We start from the raw sequence: 12,129 nt of genomic DNA, 5'->3' as shown, positions 1-12,129 counted from the left end.
GGCGGATCCTTACAGGCGGGTCAGGCCGGCGGCGAACCGGCGGGCGTTGGCACGATAGCTTGCGGCCGAGGCGCGCAATCCCTTGATGGCATCATCGTCAAGCGCGCGCACCACTTTTCCCGGCGCGCCCATGACCAGCGATCCGTCGGGGATCACCTTGTTCTCGGTGATCAGCGCCCCTGCCCCGATCAGGCAGTCGGCGCCGATCCTGGCGCCGTTCAGAACGGTGGCGCCCATGCCGATCAGCGTGTTGTCCCCGATGGTGCAGCCGTGCAGCATCGCCTTGTGGCCGATGGTGCAATCGGCGCCGATGGTCAGCGGATACCCCATGTCGGTGTGCAGCACGGCGTTTTCCTGCACGTTGCTGCCGCGGCCGACCTCGATCCATTCGTTGTCGCCGCGCAGGGTGACGCCGAACCAGACCGACGCGTCGGCCAGAAGCCGGACCCTGCCGATCACGTTGGCATCCGCGGCGATCCAGACCGTCGCATCGATTTCGGGACGTTGGCCGTCAAGCGCATAGAGGGTCATTCGAGTTCTCCAAATTCGTCCTGCAACGCCCGCACGTGGATCACCAGATCCGGCTGCTGGCTGCGGCGCAGGCGTTCGGCGCTGATGATGGTTTTCAGGCGCGTTTCGGTTTCGTCAAGATCATCGTTGACCAGAACGTAATCATAGCCACCCCAATGGCTGATCTCGTCCCAACTTTTCTGCATCCGCCGCTGGATCGTCTCGGCATCGTCCTTTCCGCGTGACACCAGGCGGCGGTGCAATTCCGAGATCGACGGCGGCAGGATGAAGATCGACAACACGTGCTTTTGCAGCGCCGAATTCTCGATCTGCTGCGCGCCCTGCCAGTCGATGTCGAACAGCACATCGCGGCCGTCCGAAATCGCCACCTCGACGGGCGCCTTGGGCGAGCCATAGAAGTTGCCGAAGACATGGGCATGTTCCAGCATGCCGCCTTCCTTCACCTGCCGTTTGAAATCGGGCTCGGTGACGAAATAGTAATCCTTGCCGTCGACCTCGCCCGCACGCGGCGCGCGGGTGGTGGCCGAGACCGAAAACCGCAATGTCGGATCCCAAGCCATCAGCCGCTTGGCCAACGTCGATTTTCCGGCCCCCGACGGGGACGACAGGATGATGAGAAGACCACGTCTTGCCAAGGGGTTACTCCACGTTCTGAACCTGTTCACGCAACTGATCGATCGTCGTCTTCAGATCAAGGCCGAGGCGGGTCAGCGGCGCATATTGCGATTTCGCGCACAGCGTATTGGCCTCGCGGTTGAATTCCTGGGTCAGGAAATCCAGCTTGCGGCCCACCGGCCCCGCTTCGCCCAGCAGATCGCGGGCGGCGGCGACGTGGCCGTCGAGGCGGTCCAGTTCTTCGGTGATGTCGGATCTCACCGCGATCAGCGCCAGTTCCTGGGCGATGCGGTCGGGATCGGCGGTGTCGACGTTGTCGGTCACGCGGGCCAGTTGCGCGCGCAGCGCCTCGGCCATGCTGTCGCGCCGCCCGTCGCAGATCGCGCGCGCCTCGCCGGTCAGATCCGCGATGCGGTCGATCTGGGCCGTCAGGATCGCCGCCAGCGCCGTGCCCTCGGCCGCGCGCATCTTGTTGAAGGCGGCGATCAGCGCCGGCAGGCTGTTCACGATGGCCGCGCGCAGACGCGTGGTGTCGGCCTGTTCAGAGGCCCGCGCGTCCAGAACGCCGCGGTGGTTCAGAATGTCGGTGGCGGACGGTGCCACGATGTTCACCCCCGCATCCATCGCCGCCTTTTCGACCGCCACGATCTGCGCCAGCACACGCTCCAGCGCGTCGGCGTTCAACTGTGTCTCGCCGGTGTCGCCGGCGCGCGTGACGCGCAGCGACAAGGTGACGTTGCCGCGCACCAGGGATTTTTGCAACGGTGTGCGCAGGGCGGGTTCCAGACCCTCGATCCAGTCGGGCACGCGCAGCCGAAGATCCAGGCCGCGCCCGTTGACCGACCGCAGATCCCAGGTCCACGACCAGTCCTGGAACGCGCCCGTCGCCGCGGCAAATCCGGTCATCGAATATCGCATATGTATTAACCCTTCAGAAAGTTTGTCAGGGATTGAATCGAATTTCCCTGCTATGCAGATACCCGGTACATCACGGGTCAGCGGTAGCAGACCGGTCCGCGGCTGACAACGCCGCCACGGCCGGCAAACGCGCCTTCCCCGTAAAGGAGCGGTGATATGGCTTTCATGAAATCGGATCGGCCCGCGGTCGTGCCCATCGGTGGCGCCGGTGTCTCGGCCGATACGTGTTTTGCGCAGGTCGATGCCTATTGGCAGGCCCTGTGCGACGGGCGGATCATGCCGTGCCGCGCCGAAATCGATCCGCGGGGCATCGCCGATGTGCTGGACCGGACGTTCCTTCTGGAACGGGTCGCGCCGGGGGTTGCGCGGTTCCGGCTGGCGGGGATGCATCTGGCCGATCTCATGGGGATGGAGGTGCGCGGCATGCCGATCAGCTGTTTCATGCTGCCCGAGGCCCGCGCCGCCTTTGCCGATGCGGTGGAATCGGTGTTTTCCGAACCTGCCAAGGTCGATCTCTGGTTGTCGGGGCCGTCGCGCCTGATTGCCAAACCGATGGCGGCACGGATGCTGTTGCTGCCGCTGCGCGATGGCGCGGGCCAGGTGACGCGGGCGCTTGGCTGTCTGTCGTCCAGCGCGCCCGTCGGATCGCCGCCCTGCCGGTTCCGCATCGCATCGGACAACCGCGTGGCGCTGACCGGATACGGCACGCGCCCATCGTCGGCCGCGCCCAAGCGGGCCAGCGGGCCCGCGGCACAGGGCGGTCCGTCGCTTCGCCTGATCGACGGTGGCGGATCATGATCGCGGCCTGAACGCAAAACGGGCGCCACGATCCCGTCGCGGCGCCCATTCGTCATCGATGTCAGGCGATCAGACGGCGGCCGCGGCCTGAAGCGTGCGCTGACGTCCGCTCAACTCCTCGGCGACGAGGAACGCCAGTTCCAGGGATTGCGACGCGTTCAGACGCGGATCACAGGCCGTGTGATAGCGGCTGGACAGATCTTCGTCGGTCACGGCCCGCACGCCGCCGGTGCATTCGGTCACATCCTTGCCCGTCATCTCGAAATGCACGCCGCCCGGCACGGTGCCTTCGGCGTTGTGGACGGCGAAGAACTCCTGAACCTCGCGCAGCACCGAATCGAACGGACGGGTCTTGTAACCGCTGGCCGCCTTGATCGTGTTGCCGTGCATCGGATCGCAGGACCAGACGACCTTGGCCCCCTCTTCCTCGACGGCGCGGATCAGCTTGGGCAGATTGTCACCGACCGCTCCGGCCCCGAACCGCGCGATCAGCGTCAGGCGCCCGGCCTCGTTCTTGGGGTTCAGCGTTTCCATCAGCCGCTTGAGGTCGTCGGTGGTGATCGACGGGCCGCATTTCAGACCGATGGGGTTGGTCACGCCCTTGCAGAACTCGACATGGGCCCCGTCCGGCTGGCGGGTGCGGTCGCCGATCCAGATCAGGTGGCCCGAGGTGTCGACCATGGTGCCGGTCAGCGAATCGACCCGCGTCAGAGCCTCTTCGTATTCCAGCAGCAGCGCCTCGTGCGAGGTATAGAAATCCACCGTTGCCAGTTCGCTGTTGTTCTCCGACGTCAGACCCGCGGCGGTCATGAAATCCAGCGCGTCCTGGATCCGGTTCGCCATGTCGCGGTATTTCTCGGCCTCTTCGGTGTCGGTGAAGCCCAGCGTCCAGGCATGGACCCGGTGCACATCGGCAAAACCGCCCTTCGAGAACGCGCGCAGCAGGTTCAGCGTGGCGGCCGCCTGCGAGTAGGCTTCCAGCATGCGTGCGGGATCGGGAATCCGCGCCTCGGGCGTGAAGTCGAAGCCGTTGATGATGTCGCCGCGATAGCTGGGCAATTCCTGTCCGTTCGCGGTTTCCGTCGGCGCACTGCGCGGTTTGGCGAACTGGCCGGCCATGCGCCCGACCTTGACCGTGGGCACCTTGGCGCCGAACGTCAGCACCATCGCCATCTGCAACATCACCTTGAAGGTATCGCGGATGTTGTCGCCGCTGAATTCGGCAAAGCTCTCGGCACAATCGCCGCCCTGCAGCAGGAACGCCTCGCCGCGCGAACAGGCGCCCAGCTCGGCCTTCAGCGTTCGCGTTTCGCCGGCGAAGACCAGCGGCGGATACTTTGACAGACGGGCTTCGGTGCGGGCCAGGGCGTCGGCGTCGGTATATTCCGGCATCTGAACCCGTGGTTTGTTGCGCCAGTCGGTTTTCTGCCAGGTGGTCATCGCGTCGCTCCGTGAAATGAATGCGATCCGGGGAACCCCCACCGGATCGGTCGGTGGTATAGCGCGCGCAGGCCCGGGTGCCAATGGCCGATCCCCCGAAACACGGCGCTTACGCCCGATTCGGCCGATCTTTTGGCGGATCTGCCGGGTGCCTGCTTGATCCGGCGTCATAAACCTGTTTCGCTCCGGCAACATTTCAGGTGGGGCGTCGTGGATGGATGAGAGTCGTTACAGCGTCGATGTCGGGCCCATCGACGCCAAACCGCATCATTTCGTTCTGGTCCTGCTTGACGGCTTCTCGCTGCTCGCCTTCGCGGCCAGCATCGACGCGCTGAGGATCGCGAACCGCCTGTCGCGCCAGACGCTCTATACCTGGCGGCTGGTCGGGGAAAACGGCGAGGCGGTGGCCTGTTCGGCCGGCACACGGTTTCAGCTTGACGGCGGGCTGGACGAGTTGAACCGCGACGACATCGTCCTGGTCTGTGGCGGTGTGGATGTGGCCCGCGCGAGCACGCGGAAGATCCTGAACTGGCTGCGCCGCGAGGCCCGGCGCGGCGTGGTGCTGGGCGGGCTCTGCACGGCCGGCTATACCCTGGCCAAGGCGGGGTTGCTGGATGGCCGGAAGGCCACGATCCATTGGGAAAACCACGACAGTTTCGCCGAGGAATTCGAGGACGTGCATCTGACCAAGTCGGTCTTCGTGATGGACGGCAACCGCTATACCACGGCGGGCGGCACGTCATCGATCGACCTGATGCTGAAGCTGATCGGCGATCACCACGGCGAAACCCTGGCCAGCGCGGTGGCCGACCAGATGATCTATTCCGCGATCCGCACCGATCAGGACACCCAGCGCCTGTCGACGCCGACGCGCATCGGTGTGCGCCACCCAAAGCTGTCGCAGGTCATCCAGATGATGGAGGCCCATATCGAGGATCCGATAAGCCCGGCCACCCTGGCCCGCGACGTGGGGATGAGCACGCGACAACTGGAACGGCTGTTCCGCCGCTATCTCAACCGCTCGCCCAAGCGGTATTACATGGAACTCAGGCTTGAGAAGGCGCGCAACCTGCTGATGCAGACGGACATGAGCGTGATCAACGTCGCCCTTGCCTGCGGTTTTGCCTCGCCGTCGCACTTTTCGAAATGCTATCGCGCCCAATATGCCACGACCCCATATCGCGAGCGGGGCGTGCACGTCAGCAAGGATGCAACCCAGGGGTGAAACCGCCCGGAATGCACAAAACCTGCCGTAGCGGCACCGCTGATCGGGCTTTTCTTTTCAGGGCGGCCCGCCTAGCATCGCGACCGGACAACGATCCACGAACAGGGAGATCACCATGAAAAAGCTTCTTCTGGCGTCGGCCATTGCGGCTGTCGCATCCACCGGCGCGTTCGCCGAAGACATCAAGATCGGCGTGATCCTGGGCTTCACCGGGCCACTGGAAACCATCACCCCCGGCATGCGCGACGGTGCGGAACTGGCCATCAAGGAAGTCAACGACGCGGGCACCCTGCTGGGCGGATCGACCGTCGAATCCGTGCGCGCCGATTCCACCTGCATCGACTCGGGCGCCGCCACGGCCGCGGCCGAACGTCTGATCACCTCGGACAAGGTCGCAGCGATCATGGGCGCCGATTGCTCGGGCGTCACCGGCGCGATCCTGGCCAACGTCGCGGTGCCCAACGGCATCGTCATGATCTCGCCCTCGGCCACGTCGCCGGGCCTGTCCGATGCCGAGGACAACGGTTTGTTCTTCCGCACGTCGCCCTCCGACGCGCGTCAGGGCGTGGTGCTGGCGAACATGCTGATGGAACGCGACATGAAATCCGTCGCACTGACCTATACCAACAACGACTATGGCAAGGGCCTGGCCGACAGCTTCCAGTCCGCCTTCGAAGAGGCCGGTGGCACGGTCACGATTTCTGCCGCCCATGAAGACGGCAAGGCGGATTATTCCGCCGAAGTCGGCGCACTGGCTTCGGCCGGTGGCGATGTGCTGGTGGTGGCCGGATACGTCGATCAGGGCGGCAAGGGCGTGATTCAGGCCGCGCTGGATGCCGGCGCGTTCGACACGTTCGTGTTGCCCGACGGCATGTATGGCGACTCGCTCATCGAGGCGATCGGCAGCGACCTGAACGGCACCTTCGGCCTGGTCCCGGGGTCGGATTCCGCCGGCGGCGAAACCTTCCGCGAGATGGCCAAGGAAGCCGGCTTTGATGGCACGTCCTCTTATACCGGCGAAAGCTATGACGCGGCGGCGCTGATGCTGCTGGCGATGGCGGCCGCAGGATCCAGCGATTCCAACGTCTTCAAGGACAAGGTGATGGACGTCGCCAACGCACCGGGTGAAAAGATCAACCCGGGCGAATTGGCCAAGGCGATCGAGATTCTGCAATCTGGCGGCGAAGTGGATTATGTCGGCGCGACGGCGGTCGAGCTTATCGGACCCGGCGAAAGCGCAGGCACCTTCCGCGAATACGAAGTGAAGGACGGCGATTTCGCCACCATCGGCTTCCGCTGATCCCTCATTTCCTGGCGGCCCGGCGCCTTCTGGTGCCGGGCCGTTTTCGTCGAAACGATCACGGGTTGCACAGATGATCGAGGTCCACGACCTGCACAAACACTTCGGCGGCTTTCGCGCCGTCGACGGCGCATCGCTGAAGATCGAACAGGGGTCCATTACCGGGCTTGTCGGGCCGAACGGTGCGGGAAAAACAACGCTTTTCAACGTGATCGCCGGCGTTCTGCCCCCGACATCGGGGCGCGTCACCATGGCGGGCGAGGATATCACCGGCCTGCCGCCCCATGAATTGTTCCACAAGGGGTTGCTGCGAACGTTCCAGATCGCCCACGAATTCCCGTCGATGACCGTGCGCGAGAACCTGATGATGGTGCCGCCCGCGCAATCGGGTGAGACGCTGTGGAACACCTGGTTCGGCCGCGCCCGCATCCGTGAGGAAGAGGCGGCCCTGTTGAAGAAGGCCGACGAAGTCCTTGAATTTCTTACGATCGATCATCTGAAGAACGAAAAGGCCGGCAACCTTTCGGGCGGGCAGAAGAAGTTGCTGGAACTGGGTCGCACGATGATGGTGGACGCCAGGATCGTGTTTCTCGACGAGGTGGGCGCGGGCGTCAACCGCACCCTACTGAACACGGTGGGCGATGCGATCCTGCGACTGAACCGTGAGCGGGGATACACCTTTTGCATGATCGAACACGACATGGATTTCATCGGTCGGCTGTGCGATCCGGTGATCGTTATGGCCGAGGGTCACGTGCTGGCCGAAGGCACCATCGCGCAGATCAAGGCGAACGAACAGGTGATCGAGGCCTATCTGGGAACCGGCCTGAAGAACAAGGCAAGCGCGTGAGGATCCTGTCGTCGATCAACGCCGGTGACCGCGCCTGTCGTGACGGCCGCGCCATTGAGTATTTGCAGCAAGAAAAAACCGGGAGGTTGTGTGGCTGAACCGTTTCTGATCGGCGAGGCCATGACCGGGGGGTATGGCACGGGCGCCGATATTCTGCATGCCTGCACGCTGTCGGTGGAAAAAGGGCAGATCGCGGTCATCGTCGGGCCGAACGGCGCCGGCAAGTCCACGGCGATGAAGGCCGTGTTCGGGATGCTGCCCCTGCGCAGCGGCGCCGTCCGGCTGGACGGTGACGACATCACCGCGCTGAGCCCGCAGGACCGGGTGGGACGCGGCATGGCCTTCGTGCCCCAGACGCACAACATCTTCACGTCGATGACGGTGGAAGAGAACCTGGAAATGGGGGCCTTCCTGCGCCGCGACGACATTTCCGGCACGATGGAGCAGGTGTTCGATCTGTTTCCGATCCTTCGGGACAAGCGTCGTCAGGCGGCCGGCGAATTGTCGGGCGGACAGCGCCAGCAGGTCGCCGTGGGGCGCGCGCTGATGACGCAACCCACCGTCTTGATGCTGGACGAACCCACGGCGGGCGTGTCGCCCATCGTCATGGATGAATTGTTCGACCGCATCATCGAAGTGGCACGCACCGGCATTTCGATCCTCATGGTCGAGCAGAACGCCCGCCAAGCGCTGGAAATCGCCGACCGGGGGTATGTCCTGGTGCAGGGTGCAAACGCGTTTACCGGGACGGGCGCCGAGTTGCTGGCCGATCCGGATGTGCGGCGGAGTTTTCTGGGAGGATGAGGATGGTCCGGCGCACCGCACCGATCTTGACACTGTTTGCGGCGCTGGCCGTGGCGGCGGTTTCGGTGGCACAACCGCGGGATCTGCGCCCGGTTGCGGGACCGTTTCCCGCGGGTCCGCGGATTGCGCTGGACTGCCTTCTCGACAAGGTCGACAGCGCCGGGTGGTATCCTGAACCGTTGCAACTGCGGCTGCTATGGGACCGTGAGACCGGGGACGTAACTTTCTTGAACCCGGACAACGATCCAGCCGGCCATGGTTCGGAGATCGAGGGTTTCGAATACCGCGATGGCCGGCAATACAGCGCGCACTTCGGCCCGCCTCCGGTCATCGACGCGACGCGATTTGACCCGCGGTTCGGCACGTCGTTGCTGTCGATCCGCTCGGACGGCTCGGCGGTCCACACGATGCACAGCATCGTCTACGGCGGCATGCGTGCGCTGACCCAGTCAGGCGATTGCCTTCCATTCGATTCCGAACAAGAGGGCCTGCCATGGAACCCCTGAACGCGCTTGTCGCCTTTTCCAATTACGTTCTGATTCCCGGCGCGTCCTATGGCGCGCAGTTGGCGCTGGGTGCGCTGGGGGTCACGTTGATCTATGGCATCCTGCGGTTTTCCAACTTCGCCCATGGCGATACCATGGCGTTCGGGACCGTTGCCACGATCCTGTTCACCTGGCTGTTCCAGGGCTGGGGATTGCACCTGGGGCCGCTTCCCACCGCCCTGCTCGCCCTGCCCTTCGGGATTGCCACGACGGCGGTTCTGTTGCTGGGCACGGACCGGGTCGTGTATCGGTTCTATCGGCGTCGCAAGGCCGCGCCGGTGATCCTGGTGATTGTGTCGGTGGGCGTGATGTTCGTGATGAACGGCCTCGTGCGGGTCGTGCTGTCGGTCGGGGCCGTCTTCCTGGCGCCCGAGGGTCAGCAGGACACGCGCGGCACCGACGATGTGAACTTCGCCGACGGCGCGCGCTTCATCATCAATGCGCGCCAGTTCAAGGACATGACCGGCCTGGACGAGGGTCTGGCCATCCGCGCGACCACGGCGATCACGCTGGTTGCCGCCGGCATCGCGGTCGGGGTGCTGTTCTGGTTCCTCAATCGCACCCGGACGGGCAAATCCATGCGCGCCTTTTCCGACAACGAGGACCTGGCCCTGCTGTCTGGCATCAATCCTGAACGGGTGGTGATGGTGACATGGCTGATCGTGGCGGCGCTGGCCACCACGGCGGGCGTTCTCTACGGGCTGGACAAGTCGTTCCGCGCCTTCACCTATTTCCAGCTGTTGCTGCCGATCTTTGCCGCGGCCATCGTCGGTGGCCTCGGCTCGCCCCTGGGCGCGGTGGCGGGCGGTTTCGTGATCGCGTTTTCCGAGGTGACGGTCACATACGCCTTCAAGAAGGTGTTGGGATACCTCGCGCCCGGCGGATGGGAGCCGGACGGGTTGGTTCAGTTGATGAGCACGGATTACAAGTTCGCCGTCAGCTTCGCGATCCTGATCGTGGTGTTGCTGTTCCGGCCCACGGGGCTGTTCCGGGGGAAATCGGTATGAATTCCATGGCTATGGTGGGTGTTCAGGCGGCGGTGCTGGGCGTGCTCGGATATCTCGGCGGCGGCTTGCCCGCAGCATTGATGCTGATCGCGATCCGGCTGCTGGCCAAGCTGGTGACCATGGGCGATCCTGATCGCCAGCCGGGGCTTCGCAACGGTGCCCTGTTCGGGATCGTCGCGGTGCTGATGATCTATTCCGGCATGTCGCAGGGGTGGAACGTGGCACTGGGCATTTTCAACATGGGGCTGATCTCGGCCATCATGGCGCTGGGCGTGAACATGCAGTGGGGTTATGCCGGGCTGTTCAACGTCGGGATCATGGGGTTTGTCGCGCTGGGCGGTCTGGGCGCCGTCCTGGTTGGGATGCCCCCCGTGCCCGACGCCTGGGCCGCCGGTGGCGTGCGGATGCTGGCCGCGTTGGCCCTGGGGGCCGGCACGATCGCCGCCGCGGTCGTGTTGTGGAAACGGATGCACGCGGGCAAGGCGCGGGGTCTGGCCGTTTTTGCGGTGCTGGTCGTCGGCTTCGTTCTCTATCGGCTGCTGTTCGACGGCGCGGTCGACGCCATCGAATCGGTGAACCCTGCGCTTGAGGGGTATCTGGGCGGGCTTGGCCTGCCGATCCTGATCGGCTGGCCGGTGGGCGGGCTTCTGGCGGCTGGTGCGGCGTGGATGATCGGCAAGACTGCCTTGGGATTGCGCAGCGATTACCTGGCCATCGCCACCCTTGGCATCGCGGAAATCGTCATCGCCGTGATGAAGAACGAGGATTGGCTGGCGCGCGGCGTCAAGAACGTGATCGGCTTGCCCCGCCCCGTGCCATACGAGGTCGATCTGCAACAATCGGCGGATTTCGTCGAGCGGATGCAAGGCATGGGTGCCGATCCCGTGGTCGCGTCGTCCGTCGTGGTCAAGCTGTGCTATGCGGCGCTGTTCGGGGTCGTGCTGTTGATCCTGCTGTGGCTGACGCAGACGGCGTTGAAATCGCCATGGGGCCGGATGATGCGCGCGATCCGCGACAACGAGGTCGCGGCCGAAGCCATGGGCAAGGACGTCACCCGGCGGCATTTGCAGATCTTCATCCTCGGGTCGGCGGTCTGCGGTCTTGCCGGCGCCATGATGACCACGCTGGACGGACAATTGACGCCCGGCACCTATCAGCCGCTGCGCTTTACCTTCCTGATCTGGGTGATGGTGATCGTCGGCGGATCGGGCAACAACCTGGGCGCAATCCTTGGCGGCTTCCTGATCTGGTTCCTGTGGGTGCAGGTCGAACCGCTGGGCGTCTGGGCGATGGACGTCGCGACCTCGCAGATGGACGAGGGATCGCAGATGCGCGCCACCCTGACCGAAGCCGCGTCCTATATGCGGCTGCTGACCATGGGTGTCATCCTGTTGGTGGTGTTGCGGTTCTCGCCGCGCGGGCTGATCCCCGAAAGATGACATGGGGCGTGACGATCCTGCTGGCCGCGGCCGGGGCGTCGTCACGCATGCGCGGATCGGACAAGATGCTCGAGCGGATCACGGGGCGGCCGTTGTTGACGGTGCTGGCCGAACGGGCGCTTGTGACCGGGTGCCCGGTTCTGGTGGCGCTGCCGCCCGATGCAGGCGCCCGCCGCGCCGCGCTGGCGGGATTGCCCGTCAAGACCGTCACGGTGCACCACGCGGATCTGGGCATGGGCGAAAGCCTGCGCCGCGGTGCCGCCCGCGTTGCGCCGGATCAGGCCATGATGGTGATGCTGGGTGACATGCCGGAAATCCAGGCCGACGATCTTACCCGACTGCTGGACGCCTATGACGCAGAGAATGGCCGAACGATTGTCCGTGCCTGTTCGACCGATGGCACGCCGGGCCATCCGGTGATCTTTCCGCCCGATCTTCTGCCTTGTTTTGCCGACCTGCGGGGCGACACCGGCGCACGTTCCATCCTGAAGGCACAGGCGGCACGGATCCGGCCGGTCGCCCTGCCCGACCGCCGTGCCCTGACGGATCTGGATACGCCCGAAGACTGGGCCGCCTGGCGCGAACAGAACGGCTGAACCCAGCGACCAGATGAAAGGACGAAACGGCCCGGTTCCATCGAACCGGGCCGTAACGTTT

At 64.7% G+C, this 12,129-nt stretch carries 13 protein-coding genes; 9 read left to right on the top strand and 4 right to left on the bottom strand.

Annotation, left to right across the window (positions count from 1 at the left end; all coding sequences use genetic code 11):
- Positions 1–9: 9 nt before the first annotated feature.
- The 3 genes from CFP68_RS00720 to CFP68_RS00710 are packed head-to-tail and all read right to left on the bottom strand — an operon-like array spanning position 10 to position 2,064.
- The gene (locus CFP68_RS00720) at positions 10–531 is read right to left on the bottom strand and encodes a gamma carbonic anhydrase family protein (RefSeq protein ID WP_099823422.1); all 522 of its coding nucleotides are present in this window, start codon (positions 529–531) and stop codon (positions 10–12) included.
- A complete protein-coding gene (gmk, locus tag CFP68_RS00715) occupies positions 528–1,166 on the bottom strand; it encodes a guanylate kinase (protein ID WP_099823419.1) in 639 nt (212 codons plus the stop codon). Before gmk ends, CFP68_RS00720 begins: the two co-directional genes overlap by 4 nt.
- A 4-nt stretch (positions 1,167–1,170) precedes the next feature.
- Positions 1,171–2,064: a YicC/YloC family endoribonuclease gene (locus CFP68_RS00710; RefSeq protein WP_099823417.1), complete on the bottom strand. Its 894-nt coding sequence runs from the start codon at positions 2,062–2,064 to the stop codon at positions 1,171–1,173.
- A 156-nt stretch (positions 2,065–2,220) separates the two neighbouring features.
- Here CFP68_RS00710 and CFP68_RS00705 point away from each other — a divergent pair, with 156 nt between their 5' ends.
- Complete coding sequence (locus CFP68_RS00705) at positions 2,221–2,862, top strand: PAS domain-containing protein (protein WP_099823415.1); 642 nt, start codon at positions 2,221–2,223, stop codon at positions 2,860–2,862.
- Between the two features lie 69 nt (positions 2,863–2,931).
- Here the strand turns inward: CFP68_RS00705 and CFP68_RS00700 are convergent, their stop codons facing one another.
- The gene (locus tag CFP68_RS00700; RefSeq protein ID WP_099823412.1) at positions 2,932–4,302 is read right to left on the bottom strand and encodes a class II 3-deoxy-7-phosphoheptulonate synthase; all 1,371 of its coding nucleotides are present in this window, start codon (positions 4,300–4,302) and stop codon (positions 2,932–2,934) included.
- A gap of 214 nt (positions 4,303–4,516) precedes the next feature.
- Here CFP68_RS00700 and CFP68_RS00695 point away from each other — a divergent pair, with 214 nt between their 5' ends.
- From CFP68_RS00695 to CFP68_RS00660, 8 genes are all read left to right on the top strand, one after another.
- On the top strand, positions 4,517–5,527 hold the full coding sequence (locus CFP68_RS00695; RefSeq protein WP_099823410.1) for a GlxA family transcriptional regulator: 1,011 nt from the start codon (positions 4,517–4,519) through the stop codon (positions 5,525–5,527).
- Positions 5,528–5,642: 115 nt separating this feature from the next.
- Entirely contained in the window at positions 5,643–6,827 is a 1,185-nt protein-coding gene (locus CFP68_RS00690; RefSeq protein WP_099823408.1) for an ABC transporter substrate-binding protein, read from the top strand.
- A gap of 73 nt (positions 6,828–6,900) precedes the next feature.
- Positions 6,901–7,677, top strand: a complete 777-nt coding sequence (locus tag CFP68_RS00685; RefSeq protein WP_099823406.1) for an ABC transporter ATP-binding protein — start codon at positions 6,901–6,903, stop codon at positions 7,675–7,677.
- A 90-nt stretch (positions 7,678–7,767) separates the two neighbouring features.
- Positions 7,768–8,481 carry an ABC transporter ATP-binding protein gene (locus tag CFP68_RS00680; protein WP_099823404.1) on the top strand — a complete coding sequence of 238 codons (714 nt, stop codon included), beginning with the start codon at positions 7,768–7,770 and terminating at the stop codon, positions 8,479–8,481.
- 2 nt (positions 8,482–8,483) lie between these two features.
- On the top strand, positions 8,484–8,987 hold the full coding sequence (locus tag CFP68_RS00675) for a hypothetical protein (RefSeq protein WP_099823402.1): 504 nt from the start codon (positions 8,484–8,486) through the stop codon (positions 8,985–8,987).
- Positions 8,975–10,033 (top strand): branched-chain amino acid ABC transporter permease, encoded by a 1,059-nt coding sequence (locus tag CFP68_RS00670; RefSeq protein ID WP_099823400.1) that lies wholly within the window; start codon positions 8,975–8,977, stop codon positions 10,031–10,033. Before CFP68_RS00675 ends, CFP68_RS00670 begins: the two co-directional genes overlap by 13 nt.
- Before the next feature lie 185 nt (positions 10,034–10,218).
- The gene (locus CFP68_RS00665) at positions 10,219–11,472 is read left to right on the top strand and encodes a branched-chain amino acid ABC transporter permease (RefSeq protein ID WP_420915809.1); all 1,254 of its coding nucleotides are present in this window, start codon (positions 10,219–10,221) and stop codon (positions 11,470–11,472) included.
- Positions 11,469–12,068, top strand: coding sequence for a nucleotidyltransferase family protein (locus CFP68_RS00660; protein ID WP_099823398.1), 600 nt, complete (start codon positions 11,469–11,471; stop codon positions 12,066–12,068). Before CFP68_RS00665 ends, CFP68_RS00660 begins: the two co-directional genes overlap by 4 nt.
- Positions 12,069–12,129 lie beyond the last annotated feature (61 nt).

The organism is Oceaniglobus indicus, from assembly GCF_002751875.1.
Lineage (GTDB): Bacteria > Pseudomonadota > Alphaproteobacteria > Rhodobacterales > Rhodobacteraceae > Oceaniglobus > Oceaniglobus indicus.
Note: the sequence above shows the minus strand (reverse complement) of the source record. Positions and strands in the feature narration are given on the sequence as shown.

Excerpts from the sequence above, each read along its gene's own strand:
- CFP68_RS00720 (WP_099823422.1), bottom strand. The coding sequence starts at position 531 with ATGACCCTCTATGCGCTTGACGGCCAACGTCCCGAAATCGATGCGACG.
- CFP68_RS00710 (WP_099823417.1), bottom strand. The coding sequence starts at position 2,064 with ATGCGATATTCGATGACCGGATTTGCCGCGGCGACGGGCGCGTTCCAG.
- CFP68_RS00705 (WP_099823415.1), top strand. The coding sequence starts at position 2,221 with ATGGCTTTCATGAAATCGGATCGGCCCGCGGTCGTGCCCATCGGTGGC.
- CFP68_RS00700 (WP_099823412.1), bottom strand. The coding sequence starts at position 4,302 with ATGACCACCTGGCAGAAAACCGACTGGCGCAACAAACCACGGGTTCAG.
- CFP68_RS00695 (WP_099823410.1), top strand. The coding sequence starts at position 4,517 with ATGGATGAGAGTCGTTACAGCGTCGATGTCGGGCCCATCGACGCCAAA.
- CFP68_RS00690 (WP_099823408.1), top strand. The coding sequence starts at position 5,643 with ATGAAAAAGCTTCTTCTGGCGTCGGCCATTGCGGCTGTCGCATCCACC.
- CFP68_RS00685 (WP_099823406.1), top strand. The coding sequence starts at position 6,901 with ATGATCGAGGTCCACGACCTGCACAAACACTTCGGCGGCTTTCGCGCC.
- CFP68_RS00675 (WP_099823402.1), top strand. The coding sequence starts at position 8,484 with ATGGTCCGGCGCACCGCACCGATCTTGACACTGTTTGCGGCGCTGGCC.
- CFP68_RS00670 (WP_099823400.1), top strand. The coding sequence starts at position 8,975 with ATGGAACCCCTGAACGCGCTTGTCGCCTTTTCCAATTACGTTCTGATT.
- CFP68_RS00665 (WP_420915809.1), top strand. The coding sequence starts at position 10,219 with ATGATCTATTCCGGCATGTCGCAGGGGTGGAACGTGGCACTGGGCATT.
- CFP68_RS00660 (WP_099823398.1), top strand. The coding sequence starts at position 11,469 with ATGACATGGGGCGTGACGATCCTGCTGGCCGCGGCCGGGGCGTCGTCA.